At 61.7% G+C, this 15,709-nt stretch carries 14 protein-coding genes; 12 read left to right on the top strand and 2 right to left on the bottom strand.

Annotated elements, in window-relative coordinates; all coding sequences use genetic code 11:
* Positions 1–9 precede the first annotated feature (9 nt).
* The 4 genes from BLS51_RS15110 to BLS51_RS15095 are packed head-to-tail and all read left to right on the top strand — an operon-like array spanning position 10 to position 4,158.
* Positions 10–1,398, top strand: a complete 1,389-nt coding sequence (locus BLS51_RS15110) for a NarK family nitrate/nitrite MFS transporter (protein WP_090184311.1) — start codon at positions 10–12, stop codon at positions 1,396–1,398.
* A gap of 13 nt (positions 1,399–1,411) precedes the next feature.
* The gene (gene hemN, locus BLS51_RS15105; protein ID WP_090184314.1) at positions 1,412–2,824 is read left to right on the top strand and encodes an oxygen-independent coproporphyrinogen III oxidase; all 1,413 of its coding nucleotides are present in this window, start codon (positions 1,412–1,414) and stop codon (positions 2,822–2,824) included.
* Between the two features lie 7 nt (positions 2,825–2,831).
* On the top strand, positions 2,832–3,515 hold the full coding sequence (locus BLS51_RS15100; RefSeq protein WP_090184317.1) for a Crp/Fnr family transcriptional regulator: 684 nt from the start codon (positions 2,832–2,834) through the stop codon (positions 3,513–3,515).
* Complete coding sequence (locus tag BLS51_RS15095; RefSeq protein ID WP_090184321.1) at positions 3,502–4,158, top strand: carbonic anhydrase; 657 nt, start codon at positions 3,502–3,504, stop codon at positions 4,156–4,158. Before BLS51_RS15100 ends, BLS51_RS15095 begins: the two co-directional genes overlap by 14 nt.
* On the opposite strand, the gene BLS51_RS15090 is transcribed toward BLS51_RS15095, so the two are convergent.
* Both BLS51_RS15090 and BLS51_RS15085 read right to left on the bottom strand, forming a co-directional pair.
* Positions 4,049–4,315, bottom strand: a complete 267-nt coding sequence (locus BLS51_RS15090) for a DUF3079 domain-containing protein (RefSeq protein WP_090184325.1) — start codon at positions 4,313–4,315, stop codon at positions 4,049–4,051. The two genes, BLS51_RS15095 and BLS51_RS15090, sit on opposite strands and share 110 nt — an antisense overlap.
* 4 nt (positions 4,316–4,319) lie before the next feature.
* Positions 4,320–4,706 (bottom strand): hypothetical protein, encoded by a 387-nt coding sequence (locus BLS51_RS15085; protein ID WP_090184327.1) that lies wholly within the window; start codon positions 4,704–4,706, stop codon positions 4,320–4,322.
* A gap of 198 nt (positions 4,707–4,904) precedes the next feature.
* On the opposite strand from BLS51_RS15085, the gene BLS51_RS15080 reads away from it, so the two are divergent.
* The 8 genes from BLS51_RS15080 (at position 4,905) to BLS51_RS15045 (ending at position 15,704) form a co-directional block, all read left to right on the top strand.
* Positions 4,905–5,255 carry a hypothetical protein gene (locus BLS51_RS15080; protein WP_175472587.1) on the top strand — a complete coding sequence of 117 codons (351 nt, stop codon included), beginning with the start codon at positions 4,905–4,907 and terminating at the stop codon, positions 5,253–5,255.
* 113 nt (positions 5,256–5,368) lie between these two features.
* A complete protein-coding gene (locus BLS51_RS15075; RefSeq protein WP_090184330.1) occupies positions 5,369–9,067 on the top strand; it encodes a nitrate reductase subunit alpha in 3,699 nt (1,232 codons plus the stop codon).
* Positions 9,064–10,632: a nitrate reductase subunit beta gene (narH, locus tag BLS51_RS15070; RefSeq protein ID WP_090184333.1), complete on the top strand. Its 1,569-nt coding sequence runs from the start codon at positions 9,064–9,066 to the stop codon at positions 10,630–10,632. Before BLS51_RS15075 ends, narH begins: the two co-directional genes overlap by 4 nt.
* Positions 10,625–11,290 (top strand): nitrate reductase molybdenum cofactor assembly chaperone, encoded by a 666-nt coding sequence (narJ, locus tag BLS51_RS15065; RefSeq protein WP_090184336.1) that lies wholly within the window; start codon positions 10,625–10,627, stop codon positions 11,288–11,290. Before narH ends, narJ begins: the two co-directional genes overlap by 8 nt.
* A 10-nt stretch (positions 11,291–11,300) precedes the next feature.
* Entirely contained in the window at positions 11,301–11,984 is a 684-nt protein-coding gene (gene narI / locus BLS51_RS15060) for a respiratory nitrate reductase subunit gamma (protein WP_090184339.1), read from the top strand.
* A 10-nt stretch (positions 11,985–11,994) separates the two neighbouring features.
* Positions 11,995–12,741 (top strand): peptidylprolyl isomerase, encoded by a 747-nt coding sequence (locus tag BLS51_RS15055; protein ID WP_090184342.1) that lies wholly within the window; start codon positions 11,995–11,997, stop codon positions 12,739–12,741.
* Complete coding sequence (moaA, locus tag BLS51_RS15050; RefSeq protein WP_090184343.1) at positions 12,741–13,715, top strand: GTP 3',8-cyclase MoaA; 975 nt, start codon at positions 12,741–12,743, stop codon at positions 13,713–13,715. Before BLS51_RS15055 ends, moaA begins: the two co-directional genes overlap by 1 nt.
* A 42-nt stretch (positions 13,716–13,757) precedes the next feature.
* Entirely contained in the window at positions 13,758–15,704 is a 1,947-nt protein-coding gene (locus BLS51_RS15045; protein WP_090184346.1) for a type IV pili methyl-accepting chemotaxis transducer N-terminal domain-containing protein, read from the top strand.
* The last annotated feature ends 5 nt before the right edge of the window (positions 15,705–15,709 follow it).

Genomic DNA, 15,709 nt, shown 5'->3' with positions numbered 1-15,709 from the left:
GAGAATCCTATGAGCAGCAAGTACATGATTAACACGTGGGAGCCAGAAAGCTCCGCGTTCTGGGGCAGCGGCGGCAAGTCCACCGCCAACCGCAACCTGTGGATCTCGATTCCCGCGCTGGCGCTGGCCTTCGCGATCTGGATGGTGTGGAGCGTGGTGGTGGTCAACCTGCCGGCCATCGGCTTTAAATACAGCACCAACCAGCTGTTCTGGCTGACCGCGTTGCCCGGCCTGTCCGGCGCCACGCTGCGCATCTTCTACTCGTTCATGGTGCCAATCTTCGGCGGCCGCAAATGGACGACGATTTCGACCGCTTCGCTGCTGATTCCCGCAATTGGCATCGGCTTCGCCGTACAGGACATCAACACCGGCTATCCGACCATGCTGGTCCTGGCGCTGCTGTGCGGCTTTGGTGGCGGTAACTTCGCTTCATCGATGGCCAACATCAGCTTTTTCTTCCCGAAAGCGCAGAAGGGTTACGCGCTCGGCATGAATGCTGGTCTGGGCAACCTGGGTGTGTCGGTGGTGCAGTTCGTGGTGCCGCTGGTGATTACCGCCGGCGTGTTCGGCGCTGTCGGTGGCGAACCACAAATCGCCGTCAAGGCGGGCGCCAGCAGCACGCTGTGGCTGCAGAACGCCGGTTTTATCTGGGTGCCGTTCATTGTGGTCAGCAGCCTGCTGGCATGGTTTGGCATGAATGACCTGGCCTCGGCCAAGGCTTCCTTTGCCGATCAGGCAGTGATCTTCAAGCGCAAGCATAATTGGCTGATGTGCTGGCTGTACACCGGCACTTTCGGTTCCTTCATCGGTTATTCGGCCGCGTTCCCGCTGCTGATCAAGACCCAGTTCCCTGATGTGAACGCGCTGAAGTTTGCCTTCCTTGGCCCGCTGGTGGGCGCCTTGTTCCGCGTCGCGGGCGGCGTCATCGCCGACAAGCTGGGTGGCGCGCGCGTGACCTTGTGGACCTTTTTCGGCATGATCGCTGCCGTGTACGGCGTCATCATGTTCCTGCCGCATGGCGAAGCTGCCGGCAATTTTAACGGCTTCTTCTGGATGTTCATGGCGCTGTTTGCCGGTACCGGCATCGGTAACGCTTCGACCTTCCGCATGATTCCGATCATCTTCATGACCGAGCGCCAACGCGCGGCGGCCGGTCAGCCGGAAGCGGTGAAACAACAGGCGGTCGTCGATGCCAACAAGGAAAGCGCCGCAGTCCTGGGCTTCACTTCGGCGGTGGCGGCGTACGGCGCCTTCTTCATCCCGAAAAGCTATGGCACCTCGATTGCCCTGACCGGCAGCGTGGACGCCGCACTGTGGGCCTTCATCGCCTTCTACGCCAGCTGCATCGCCATTACCTGGTGGTGCTACGCCCGAAAAAACGCGGCCATGCCGTGCTAACTGGAGAAATATCATGATACCGCTGATCCCATCCGTCGAATTTGACGCCGCGCTGGTGCGCAAACTGAACCAGATGGGGCCACGTTATACGTCTTACCCGACCGCCGACCGTTTCAGCGGCGACTTTGGCGCGGAACAGTACCGCGCCGCCGTCGCGCGGCTGGACGGGCTGGGCGAGCGTGCACCGTTTTCGCTGTACGTGCACATTCCGTTCTGCGAATCGCTGTGCTACTACTGCGGCTGCAACAAGATCATCACGCAGGACAAGACCAAGTCCGCCGAATACCTGAGCTACCTGTCGCGCGAGATGGCGCTGCAGGCGGAGGTGCTGGGAGAACGCCGCAAGGTCGATCAGCTGCACTTTGGCGGCGGCACGCCAACCTATTTGAGCGACGCGCAGATGGACGGGCTGCTTGGCCAGTTGCGCGCCTACTTCGATTTCGCGCCGGACGAGGTTGGCGAGTTCTCGATCGAAGTCGATCCGCGCACGGTCACGCCGGAGCGCATCGCCATCTTGCGCCGCCAGGGTTTCAACCGCATCAGCCTGGGCATCCAGGATTTCGACCCGGCGGTGCAGAAGGCCGTCAATCGCATCCAGTCATATGAACAGACGATGGACGTCCTGAAGGCCGCCCGCACCAGCGGCTTCCGTTCGATCAGCGTGGACCTGATCTATGGTCTGCCGCTGCAAAGCGTGGAAAGCTTCGGCCCGACGCTGGACAAGGTGGTGGCCGCGCGTCCCGACCGCATCGCCGTCTACAACTATGCCCACATGCCGCAACTGTTCAAGGCGCAGCGCCTGATCAAGAGCGAGGAATTGCCCGATCCGGAAGCCAAGCTGGCCATGCTCGGCCTGTGTATCGAGCGGCTGACGGCAGCCGGCTACGTCTATATCGGCATGGACCATTTCGCCCTGCCGGAGGACGACCTGGCGCGCAGCCAGCGCGAAGGCAAGCTGCAACGTAACTTCCAGGGTTATTCCACCCACGCGGATGCGCCGATGGTGGCGCTGGGCGTGTCGGCCATCAGCGCTGTCGGTAACAGCTACAGCCAGAACGAGAAGGTGCTGAGCGCCTACTACGAACGGCTGGACGCCGGCGAACTGCCGATCGTGCGCGGCATCACATTGAATGAAGACGATGTGCTGCGCCGCACGGTGATCGGCCGCCTGATGTGCGATTTCGTGCTTGATTACGACGGGCTGCCGCTGCCGCAAGGCGTCACGCCGCAGGAATACTTCGCCGAGGACCTGGCCCGCCTGCGGCCGCTGGAGGATGAGGGCCTGCTGTGCGAAGACAGCAGCGGTATCAAAGTGAAGATGCGCGGACGCCTCATGATACGGAACATCTGCATGGCGTTTGATAACTACCTTAACGCGCCCAAGCAGGAAGGACCGCAGCCAGCGCGTTATTCGAAAACCATCTGAGGCAGTTATGGACAAGAACAAGATCAAGGTGCAAGACTTCCTGGCCCGGGTGCCGCTGTTTAATTCGATGGGGCCGGAGGAGTTGAACCGCATCGCGCTCGGCACCACCGAGGTGCGGGCGGAGCGTGGCGAGCAGATTTTCCAGCGCGGCGATCCGTGCGTCGGCTTTCATCAGGTGCTGTATGGCCAGGTCAAGCTGTCGTTCACTTCGGTCAGCGGCGTGGAAAAGGTGATTGAACTGATCGGTCCGGGCCACAGCTTCGGCGAGGCACTGATGTTCATGGGCAGCCCCTACATCGTCTCGGCGACAGCGACCGAGGACACGCTGCTGCTGCACGTTTCCAAGCCGGTGATCTACCGCGAAATCCATCATGATGCCGAATTCGCCTGCAAGATGCTGGCGGGCCTGAGCCAGCGCATGCACTCGCTGATGTGCGATATGGAGTCCTACGCACTGCGCACCGGCACCCAGCGTGTGGTCGGCTACCTGCTCAAGGAACTGCCGGAACCCGGTGCCACGGAGGTGACGCTGCCGGTTACCAAGGCGGTGCTGGCGTCGCGCCTGAACCTGACGCCGGAGCACTTTTCGCGCATCCTGGCGGAGCTGACCACGCAGAACCTCATCACGTTCAAAGGCCGCAAGATCAATATCATCAATCCAGAGGCTTTACGCAATCATGCAGGATATTGAAAAATTCATCAGCGGTTTCAACCGCTTCCAGCAGCAGTACTTCAATGAGAATCCGGACCTGTACGGCAGCCTGCGCACAGGCCAGCATCCCCACACACTGCTGATCGGCTGCTGCGACTCGCGCGTCGATCCCTTGCTGCTCACGGGCAGTAATCCTGGCGATATGTTCATTGTGCGGAATATCGCCAACCTGGTGCCACCTTGCACGCCCAGCGCGCCGCCCGGCGTCAGCTCGGCCATCGAGTTTGCCGTGTGCGACCTGGAAGTGGACCGCATCATCGTGCTGGGACATGCGCGCTGCGGCGGCATCCGCGCGCTGATGTCGCCCACGCCGCGCGTGGTGCAGCGGGAGACCGACTTTGTCGGCCAGTGGATGCGCATTGCGGAGCCGGTGGCCGCGCGCGTCAAGCGCGAACTGGCGCACCGTGACAGCGCCGAGCAGCACCATGCCTGCGAACTGGCCAGCATCCTGCAATCGCTGGATAACCTGCTGACCTACCCGTGGCTAAAGCGCCGTGTCGATGACGGAAAGCTCAAGATTCATGGCTGGTATTTCGACCTGGAGAGTGGGGCGCTGATGGCGTATTCGGCACGTCAGCAGCAGTTCCTGCCGCTGGTGTGTCCCCTGACTTCGGTGCGTTAAGCCCGAACGTTTCCCAGCCCTCGCCGAAGGTTTCGATCGGGTGCTGGGTACGATCCGACCCATTGCCGCAGACCATGGCGTCGTGCGCGCAGTATTTGTCGCATCCCCAGCAGATCAACTCCGGCCGTGCGGGCCGGATTGGAAAAGTCTTGGCCATGGCATCACGCGTACTGTAACAGGTCGCCGCTGCGGTCGAAGGCCAGCAGGCGCTCCATCTGGCCGTGGCGGATCGCCTTGATCATCTTGCGCAGCGCGGCGTCGGTCTGTTCGTTGTCCGGTAGCTGGCTGGTGGTGCCGGACAGCGTGGTCACCAGCAGCACATCCCAATCCTGCCCCATGCGCTTTGCCTCTTCGGCCAGGTTGGCAAACGTATCCAGCTCCGCCACCTGTTTGTCGACGCACATCACCGGCACCAGCGTGCTGCGTGCGCGCAGGCCCGGCTTGGCGTCAGGTTCCGGTTCGGCGACGGCAAACGTCAGCAGCAGGCGTTGTTGCTCCGGCTGCACGGCGGCAGCGATCAGCAGTTCTTCAAAAGTGGCGATGTTCATTTCTGGCTCCTTGCACATTGGCCGCGCGACGCGGCGGCCCAAGCGTATGTATACCGCGCCGGCCGGCGGCTGCCCATGCTCAAGAATGCCTAGGCGGCCTAGTTCTTTTGCCGTGATCTGCTTTCGCAAAATCTGACCTGCATCAAGGATTGTTTGCGCCCCGGCCGTGGACAATGGCCTCGCTATGAAAGGATCTTCATGATGTGGAATCAAATTCACCGTATTGGCATGCGGCGCCTGGCCTGGGGGCTGGCCGCTGCCACGCTGTGGGTGCTGCTCTATGAGGGCTACACCCCGGCGCGCGCTGTGCCACCGCAGGAAATACGCTGCGGCGAGGAGGGCGTGCGTGCCCAAATCCGCTATGACAACGGCCGTACGCTGGTGTATTGCAGCGTCAATGCGATGTTCTCGCAGCTGGCGGCGCAGGAGCAGCCCGGCCTGGTGCGCGCCGCCCTGGTGCTGGATGCGGACGGCCGCTGGTCGGATGCACGCAAACTGCCGGATTACCAGCAAACCCTGAAAACATGCGCCCGCGCGGGGTGCAACTAGTCATAAAGGACTAGACCGACTACTCCTTCTCACTACGCCGCGCGGCCTTCTTGCCGATTCACACAGGGGCCGGTGCTCCGTAGACTGGAATCATCGTAGAGTGAGGAGGTAGCATGAGTCATTTTCTGGATCGCCTGAAGTTCTTCAACAAAACCACGTCGACTTTCTCCGACGGCCATGGCGCCGTCGTCAATGAAGACCGTACCTGGGAAAACGCCTACCGCCAACGCTGGCAGCATGACAAGATCGTGCGTTCGACGCACGGCGTCAACTGCACCGGCTCCTGCAGCTGGAAGGTGTATGTGAAGAACGGCCTGATTACCTGGGAAACCCAGCAAACGGATTATCCGCGTACCCGCCCGGACCTGCCTAACCACGAGCCGCGCGGCTGCCCTCGTGGTGCCAGCTACTCCTGGTATGTGTACTCGGCGCAGCGCGTGAAATACCCGATGATACGTGGCCGCCTGATGGACATGTGGCGTGACGCGCGTAAAACCATGGACCCGGTCACCGCCTGGGATTATGTGAGCCAGGACCCTGAGCGCGCCGCCAGATACAAGTCGGTGCGTGGCCTGGGCGGCTTCGTGCGCGCCACCTGGGATGAGGCCAACGAGATGATCGCCGCCGCCAATGCGCTGACCATCAAGAAGTATGGCCCGGACCGTATCGTCGGCTTCTCGCCGATTCCTGCGATGTCGATGGTCAGCTATGCCTCCGGCACGCGTTACCTGTCGCTGATCGGCGGCGTGGCGCTGAGCTTCTATGACTGGTACTGCGACTTGCCGCCAGCCAGCCCGCAAGTGTGGGGCGAGCAGACCGACGTGCCGGAATCGGCCGACTGGTACAACTCCACCTACCTGATGGTGTGGGGCTCGAACGTGCCGATGACCCGTACCCCGGACGCGCACTTCTACACCGAAGTGCGCTACAAGGGCACCAAGACCGTCGCCGTGTCGTCCGACTTCGGCGAGATGGCCAAGTTCGGCGATATCTGGCTGGCGCCGAAACAAGGCACTGACGCCGCATTGGCGATGGCCATGGGTCACGTCATCCTGAAGGAATTCCACAGCGCGCAGCAGTCGCAGTACTTCAAGGAATACGCCAAGCAGTACACCGACTTCCCGATGCTGGTGCTGCTGAAAGAGCAGAACGGCGTGCTGGCGCCGGAATACTTCCTGCGCGCTTCGCACCTGGCCAACAACCTGGACGAAACCAACAACCCTGACTGGAAAACCCTGGTCATCGACGAAGCCAGCGGCCGTATCGTTGCGCCAGCCGGCTCGATCGGTTTCCGCTGGGGCGAGTCCGGCAAGTGGAACCTGGAGATGAAAGAGGGCGGCAATGGCGCCCCGGTCGATCCGCAACTGTCCCTGCTGGGCAGCAGCGACGACGTGCTGCCGGTCGGCTTCCCATACTTCGGCGGCAAGGACGCCAGCGATCTGCTGATGCGTAACGTGCCGGTCAAGCGCCTGACGCTGGCCGATGGTACTACCGCGCTGGTCGCCACCGTGTTCGACCTGACCATGGCCAACTACGGTGTTGATCGTGGCCTTGGCGGCGGCAATGTCGCCACCAGCTATGCAGACGACGTGCCCTACACCCCGGCATGGCAGGAGAAACACACCGGCGTCAAGGCTGCCGATGTCATCACCGTGGCCCGCCAGTTCGCGGAAAATGCCGACAAGACCCGTGGCAAAAGCATGGTCATCGTCGGTGCCGCGCTGAACCACTGGTATCACATGGACATGACCTATCGCGGCATCATCAATATGCTGATGATGTGCGGCTGTATCGGTCAATCCGGTGGCGGCTGGGCGCACTATGTGGGCCAGGAGAAGCTGCGTCCACAAACCGGCTGGACGCCGCTGGCCTTTGCGCAGGACTGGAACCGTCCGATGCGCCAGATGAACGGCACCTCGTTCTTCTACAATCACACCAGCCAATGGCGTCACGAAAAGCTGCACACCGAGGAAATCGCTTCGCCGCTGGCCGGTGACGATGTCGCACCAATGACGCTGCTGGACTATAACGCCAAGGCAGAACGCCTGGGCTGGCTGCCATCCGCGCCGCAATTGCAAACCAATCCGCTGGAAGTGACGCGTGCCGCTGCCGCCGCCGGCGTCAAGCCAGTCGACTACGCGGTCGATCAGATCAAACAGGGCAAGCTGGAATTCTCCTGCGATGATCCGGACAATCCAGCCAACTTCCCGCGCAATATGTTTGTGTGGCGCTCCAACATCCTGGGCAGCTCTGGCAAGGGCCATGAGTACTTCCTGAAGTATCTGCTGGGCACCCAGAACGCGCTGATGAGCGATGAATCCGACTGCATCAAGCCACGCGATGTGAAAGTGCGTCCTGCAGCGGAAGGCAAGCTGGATCTGCTGGTGGTGCTGGACTTCCGTATGTCGACCACCTGCCTGTATGGCGACATCGTGCTGCCGACCGCCACCTGGTACGAGAAGGATGATCTGAATACCTCGGACATGCACCCGTTCATCCATCCGCTGTCGGAAGCAGTGCAGCCACTGTGGCAATCGCGTTCGGACTGGGAGATCTACAAGGGCCTGGCCAAGAAATTTGAAGAGATTGGCGGCGCCTACCTCGGCACGCAGCAGGATATCGTCCTGACGCCGCTGATGCACGACACACCAGGAGAACTTGGACAGCCGTTCGATCCGAAAGACTGGCGCGCCGGCGAGTGCGAACCGATTCCAGGCAAGACCATGCCTAACTTCACGGTGATCGAGCGTGACTACACCAAGATTCACCAGAAGTTCACCTCGATCGGCCCGCTGCTGGAGTCGATCGGCAACGGCGGCAAAGGCATCAGCTGGAAGACCGGCCATGAAGTCGAAGTCCTGCGCGGCATCAACCGCACCGTGATCGCGGAAGGCATCGCCAAAGGCCAGCCACGCCTGGACACCGCGATTGACGCGGCAGAGATGATCCTGTCGCTGGCGCCGGAAACCAATGGCCACGTGGCGGTGAAAGCATGGGATGCGCTGTCCAAGATCACGGGCCGCGACCACACCCACCTGGCGCTGCCGCGTGAACATGACAGCATCCGCTTCCGCGACGTGCAGGCGCAGCCACGCAAGATCATCTCGTCGCCTACCTGGTCTGGCCTGGAATCGGAAGAAGTCAGCTACAACGCCTGCTACACCAACGTGCATGAACTGATCCCATGGCGCACCATCACCGGCCGCCAGCAGTTCTACCAGGATCACCGCTGGATGCGCGATTTCGGTGAAGGCTTGTGCGTGTACAAACCAGCGATCAACACCAAGACCACGACGGCGATGCTGGGCGCGAAACCGAACGGTAACAAGGAAATCGCGCTGAACTTCATCACGCCGCACCAGAAGTGGGGTATCCACTCCACCTACTCGGACAACCTGCGCATGCTGACCTTGTCGCGTGGCGGTCCTCACGTGTGGCTGTCGGAGATCGATGCGAAGGAAGCCGGCATTGTGGATAACGACTGGATCGAAGTCTTCAACGTCAACGGCACGCTGACTGCCCGCGCGATTGTCAGCCAGCGCGTACCGGAAGGGATGACGCTGATGTACCACGCACAGGAAAAGATCATCAACGTGCCTGGTTCGGAGCAGTCTGGCAAGCGTGGCGGCATCCACAACTCGGTGACACGCGCCGTCACCAAGCCGACCCACATGATCGGTGGTTATGCGCAGCTGTCGTGGGGCTTCAACTACTACGGCACGGTAGGCTCTAACCGCGATGAGTTTGTGCTGGTGCGGAAAATGAACAAGATCGACTGGCTGGAAGGCCCACTGCAAGGAGCAAAAGAATGAAGATCAGAGCGCAAATCGGCATGGTGCTGAACCTGGACAAATGTATCGGTTGCCACACCTGCTCGGTCACCTGCAAGAACGTGTGGACCAGCCGTGACGGCGTCGAATACGCCTGGTTCAACAACGTCGAAACCAAGCCTGGCATCGGTTACCCGAAACACTGGGAAGACCAGTCCAAGTGGAACGGCGGCTGGCGCCGCACCGACAGCGGCAAGATCGAGCCGCGTCAGGGCAGCCGCCTGAAGATCCTGTCGCAGATCTTCGCCAATCCGAACCTGCCAAACATCGACGAATACTACGAACCATTCACCTACGACTACGAGCGCCTGCAAAACGCGCCGCTGGTGCAAACACCGCCAACCGCGCGCCCGATCTCGGTCATCACCGGCAAGAAGATGGAGAAGATCGAGTGGGGTCCGAATTGGGAGGATGACCTGGGTGGCGAGTTCGCACAGCGCAGCAAGGACACGCTGTTCCAGAACGTGCAGAAGGAAATGTACGGTACTTTCGAGAACACCTTCATGATGTATCTGCCGCGACTTTGCGAGCATTGCCTGAATCCTGCTTGTGTGGCGTCTTGCCCATCCGGCTCGGTGTACAAGCGTGAGGACGACGGCATCGTGCTGATCGACCAGGACAAGTGCCGTGGCTGGCGCATGTGCATCTCCGGCTGCCCGTACAAAAAGATTTACTACAATTGGTCGTCGGGCAAGGCAGAGAAGTGCACCTTCTGCTACCCGCGTATCGAAGCCGGCCAGCCTACCGTTTGCTCGGAAACTTGCGTGGGCCGCATCCGTTATCTCGGCGTGCTGCTGTATGACGCCGACAAGATCGAAGCCGCTGCATCGGTGGCCGATCCGCGCGACCTGTATCCGTCGCAGCTGGATCTGTTCCTTGATCCGCATGATCCGAAAGTGATCGAGGAAGCGCGCCGCCAGGGTATCCCTGACAGCTGGCTGGAGTCGGCCAAGCGTTCGCCGGTGTACAAGATGGCGGTCGAGTGGAAGGTCGCCTTCCCGCTGCATCCTGAATATCGCACGCTGCCGATGGTGTGGTACATCCCGCCGCTGTCGCCGATCCAGGCTGCGGCCGAATCCGGCCTGATGGGCAAGAACGGCATCCTGCCGGACACGCAAAGCCTGCGCATTCCGGTGCAGTACCTGGCCAATTTGCTGACTGCCGGCGATCAGCCGCCTGTCATCAAGGCGCTGGACCGCATGCTGGCGATGCGCGCCTACATGCGCAGCAAGAGTGTGGAGGGCGTGCCGGATCTGGAAGTGCTCAAGCAGGTCGGCCTGGATGCCGAGACGGTCGAGGACATGTATCACATCATGGCCATCGCCAACTACGAAGACCGCTTCGTCATCCCAAGCAGCCACAAAGAGATGGCCGAGGACAGCTTCAACGAGAAAGGCAGTTGCGGCTTTAGCTTCGGTAACGGTTGCTCGGACGGCGTCAGTGACGCCAGCCTGTTCGGCAAGCGCAAACACGGTTCGGAAATCTTCATGATGATGCCGAAGTCGCGGAAGAAGAAAGCGAACAACGAGGAGAACGCAGATGTCTAATCCAGGCTATTTGGTGTTGTCGGCCCTGCTGCAATATCCGGAAGCGGATCTGGTGGCCGACCTGGCGGAAATGAATGAATTGCTGGAGGCGTCGCAATGGCAGGCGCCGTTGCAGGGACTGCTGGACCACATCGGCGGCACGCCGTTGATCGACCTTCAGCAAGAGTATGTGCTGACCTTCGACCGCAATCCATCGCACTCGCTGCACCTGTTCGAGCATATCCACGGCGAATCGCGTGATCGGGGCCAGGCCATGGTCGACCTGATGGCCGAATACGGCCGCCACGGCCTGCAAATGGTCGGCGACGACCTGCCGGACTACGTGCCGCTATTCCTGGAGTTCCTGTCGCAACAGGACGAAGAGAAAGCCGAACGCCTGCTGGGCGACGCCATCCATGTGCTGGCCCATATCGGCCGCAAGCTGCGCGCCAACGGCAGCCCTTACGCCTGCGTGTTCGACCTGCTGCAAACGCAGACCGCCGTGCAGGCCGAGGAACTGAGCGGCCCGCCGGTGCGCGACATGGACGAAGCGCTGGAAACCTTCGGCCCCGGCGCCGATGGCATCGAACCGCTGCTCAAGCCGGGCGCTGGTCCGCTGGCCGGCGGTGCGCATCCGATCAATTTCTACCCGAAGGCGTCCGCGCCACAGCATCACTGAAGGAGGAGCCATGAACTATCTGAATCAATTCCTGTTCGGGATCTACCCGTACCTCGCACTGGCGATCTTCTTCCTGGGTAGCCTGATACGCTTCGACCGCGAGCAGTACACCTGGAAGTCGGAGTCCAGCCAGACGCTTAACACCGGCATGCTGCGCCTTGGCAGCCCGCTGTTCCACGTCGGTATCCTGGGCCTGTTCTTCGGCCACGCTGCCGGCCTGCTGACGCCTGTGTGGGTGTGGGATGCGCTGGGTGTCAGCCACACTGTCAAGCAGCTGGTGGCGATGACTGCCGGTGGCATCATGGGTTCCATGTGCCTGCTGGGCCTCCTGATGTTGCTGGCGCGCCGCTTCAGCAATGACCGCGTTCGCGCCCAGACCACGTTCAAGGACAAGATCGTGCTGTTGTGGATTCTGGCGACGCTGCTGCTTGGCCTGTCGTCGATCTTCGTCTCGGCCGGTCACATGGACGGTCACATGATGGTGCTGCTGATGACCTGGGCCCAGCACATCGTTACCTTCCGTGGCGACGCCGCCGGCTTCATCGAAGGTGCGCCGCTGATCTTCAAGCTGCACCTGTTCATGGGCATGTCGCTGTTTGTCATCTTCCCGTTCACCCGCCTGGTGCACATCTGGAGCGGCTTCGGTGCGGTCACCTACCTGGCCCGCGCTTATCAACTGGTGCGTTCGCGCTAAGGAGAACATCATGGGCATCGCAGTCAACGGCGTGGATATCAACGATAGCGCCATCGAAGCGGAAATCGCACATCACCAGCAGGCGAAGAACCCGCTGCGCGAGGCGGTGCATGAAGTGGTGCTGCGCCGCGTGCTGCTGGACGAGGCGGCGCGGCTGGACATCTCCGGCAACAGCGACGATGACCGCATCGAAGCACTGTTTGCCCGTGAGGTGACAGTGCCCGAGGCGGACGAGGAGGCCTGCCTGCGCTACTACCTGTCCCAGGCCGACCGCTTCCGCAGCGGCGATCTGGTGGAAGCGCGCCACATCCTGTTCCAGGTGACGCCAGCGGCGCCGCTGGACCTGCTGCGGCAGACAGCGGAAGCCATCCTGGCCGAGCTGCAGGCGCAGCCAGAGCGCTTCGCCGAACTGGCCGGCCAGTATTCCAACTGTCCATCCGGGGCAGTCGGCGGCAGCCTGGGGCAACTGGCGCGTGGCCAGTGCGTACCGGAATTCGACGAACTGCTGTTCCGCTTGCAGCCGGGCGAATTGTCCGGACGCCTGCTGGAAACGCGCTTCGGCCTGCACATCGTCCAGGCGCAGCGGCGCGTGGCGGGGGAGGTGATCCCGTTTGCCACCGTCCGCGCGCAGATTGCGGACGAGCTGCGACGCCAGTCGTGGCAGCGTGCGCTGCACCAGTACCTGCACATCCTGGTCGGCCGCGCCGACATCGAAGGCGTTGAACTTGAAGGGGCGGATACGCCACTGGTGCAATAATGTTAAGCGACCGTTTTGGTCGATCAATCGACTATCTGCGGGTGTCGGTGACAGATCGCTGCGATCTGCGCTGCACCTACTGCATGCCCAAGGACTTCAAGGGCTACGAAGATCCGCCGGACTGGCTGACCTTCGCTGAAATCGAGCGCGTGGTCGGCGCCTTCGCACGGCTGGGCACATCGCGCGTGCGGCTGACCGGCGGCGAGCCACTGACCCGCCGCAATATCCCGCAACTGGCCTCGCGGCTGTCGTCGCTGCCCGGCATCCGCGACTTGTCGCTGTCGACCAACGGCACCCGGCTGGCGCGCCATGCCGAAGCACTGAAGGCGGCCGGCGTCAGCCGCGTCAACGTCAGCCTTGATACGCTGGACCGCGACTGCATGGCCAACATTACGGGGCGCGACTGCCTGCCTGTCGTGCTGCAAGGCCTGCAAGCTGCCAGGGAGGCTGGCCTGGCGCCGGTCAAGATCAATATGGTGGCGATGCGCGGTGTGAACGACGCTGAAATCGACGCCATGGCCGCCTTCTGCATCGAGCAGGAATTCATGCTGCGCCTGATCGAAGTCATGCCGATGGGCGAGACGGGGCAGAATACTTCCTACCTCAATCTGGCACCGGTGCAGCGGCGCCTGGCCGAGAAGTTCAACCTGAAACCGCAGGCACTGGAACTGGGTGGCGGGCCTGCGCGCTACTGGACCACGGCGGATGGCAAGGCCAGCATCGGCTACATTACGCCGATGTCGCAGCACTTCTGCGCTACCTGCAACCGCGTGCGGCTGTCGGTGGACGGCACGTTGTACCTGTGTCTCGGCCAGGAACAGCAGTATCCGCTGCGCCCCTTGCTGCGCGGCGGCGCCAGCGACGCCGAGCTGGAACAGGCGATCAGGGCAGCGATAGAACTCAAGCCGCAGGAACACGATTTTAACCGCCAACCGGAGAAGATTATCCGCTTCATGTCGCAAACTGGCGGCTGAGCAGCGGTGTATACTAGCGCTGTACAAACACGGAGAGATCCCTTGAAACAGACCCTGTTCGCGAGCTGGCAAAAGCTGTCGACACGCATCGTCGGGCTGCTGCTGGGTTTTCTGGCCATCGCTCTGCTGGTGATCGGTTCGACGCTGCTGCTGTCATGGCAGCTGGAAGGCAGTGCCGCCGCCATCAACGTTGCCGGCAGCTTGCGCATGGAGAGCTACAAGCTGGCGATGCTGGCTGGCCGCCTGTCCGATGGCTCCGATCACACCAGGGCGGTGGAGGGCGTGCGTGCTCAAATACAGCGCATCAATGGCACTTTGCTGCTGCTACAGCATGGCGATCCACAGCGGCCGCTATTCCTGCCGCCGACTTCCGCCATCCGCAATGTGTATAGCGAGGTGCAAAGCGAATGGCGCACGCAACTGGTGCCGCAGGTGGAGAGTCTGCTGGCACCGGATGCACCTGCCACCACGCCTGCTTCCGCCTCCTACGCTGCGCAGCAGCTGGCAGAACGCTTTGTGCTGCGCGTCGACCACCTGGTGCAGCGCATCGAGCGCGACAGCGAGAACCGCACTTTCTGGCTGCGCGCCTCGCAACTGACGCTGCTAGGCCTCGCGCTGGTCGGCACGGTCAGCATCATCTACCTGCTGTTCGACATGATCGTGGTGCCGGTGACGCGCTTGCAGGGTGGCCTGGATCGCATGCGCGAGAAGGATTTCAGCGTGCGCCTGCCGGTCAACAGCAATGACGAATTCGGCATGCTGGCACGCGGCTACAACCAGATGGCCGACAAGTTGCAGGACTCCTATACCAACCTTGAGCAACGCGTACATACCAAGACCTCGGAGCTGGAGCAGCAGAACAAGGAGCTGGCGCTGTTGTATGACAGCGCATCCTTCCTGCAGCAGCCGCAATCGGCGGAGGCGATGTGCCACGGTTTTCTGCAACGCATCAGCGATTACTTCGGCGCTGATGGCGGCTCGGTGCGGGTGCTGGATCCGAACCGCAACAATATCCACATGCTGGTGCATCGCGGCATATCGGCGGAACTGGTGGAATCCGAACGCTGCCTGAAAGTCGGTGATTGCCTGTGCGGCGAAGCGGTGGTCAGCAAGCTGGCGGTGATCCATGACCTGCGCCGCCGCGCAGACACGCATAACCTGAAGTGCCATCGCGAAGGATTTTCGACGATTTCGATTTTCCACATTTTCGCGCAGCGCCAGTATCTCGGCTTCTTCAATCTGCACTTCCGCAAGACGACCGTGTTCACCGTCGCGCAAACCGCGCTGCTTGAGACGCTGGGCCAGCTGCTCGGCACCGCCATCGAGAACCAGCGCTTGCAAGTACGCGAGCGCGAACTGGCCATCTCGGAAGAGCGCAACCTGGTGGCGCAAGGGCTGCACGACAGTATTGCGCAAGGCCTCAACTTCCTTAACCTTCAGGTGCAGATGCTGGAGCAGTCGCTCAAGCAGCAGCGCATCGATGAGGTGGAGAGCATCGTGCCGATGCTGCGCGCCGGTGTCGACGAAAGCTATCAGGATGTGCGCGAGCTGCTGCACAATTTCCGCACCCGCCTGCAGGAGGGAACGCTGGTGTCGTCGCTGGAGACGGTGATCGACAAGTTCCGCCGTCAGAGCGGCATCGCGGTAGACTTTGACGCTGACAGCGACGGTGCGCCATTCCCGCGCGAACACCAGTTGCAGCTGCTGTTCATCGTGCAGGAAGCGCTGTCGAACGTACGCAAGCACGCCTCGGCCAGCCGCGTGCAGATACGCCTGGCGGACGAGCAGGATTTCACGCTGAGCGTCAAGGATAATGGCCACGGCTTCGACGTGCAGAAGCTGCAAACGCTGGGCGATGCACACGTCGGCATCAACATCATGCGCGAGCGTGCACAACGCATCGACGCGCAGCTGGAGCTGAAGTCGCAGCAGGGCGAGGGCACCGAGGTGGTGCTGCACCTGCCGCGCGCACAACGCCGTGCTGCATAGATAAG

Source organism: Duganella sp. OV510 (assembly GCF_900100205.1).
Taxonomy (GTDB): domain Bacteria; phylum Pseudomonadota; class Gammaproteobacteria; order Burkholderiales; family Burkholderiaceae_D; genus Rugamonas.
The sequence above is the reverse complement of the archived record's forward strand: the minus strand, read 5'-3'. Positions and strand labels throughout refer to the sequence as shown.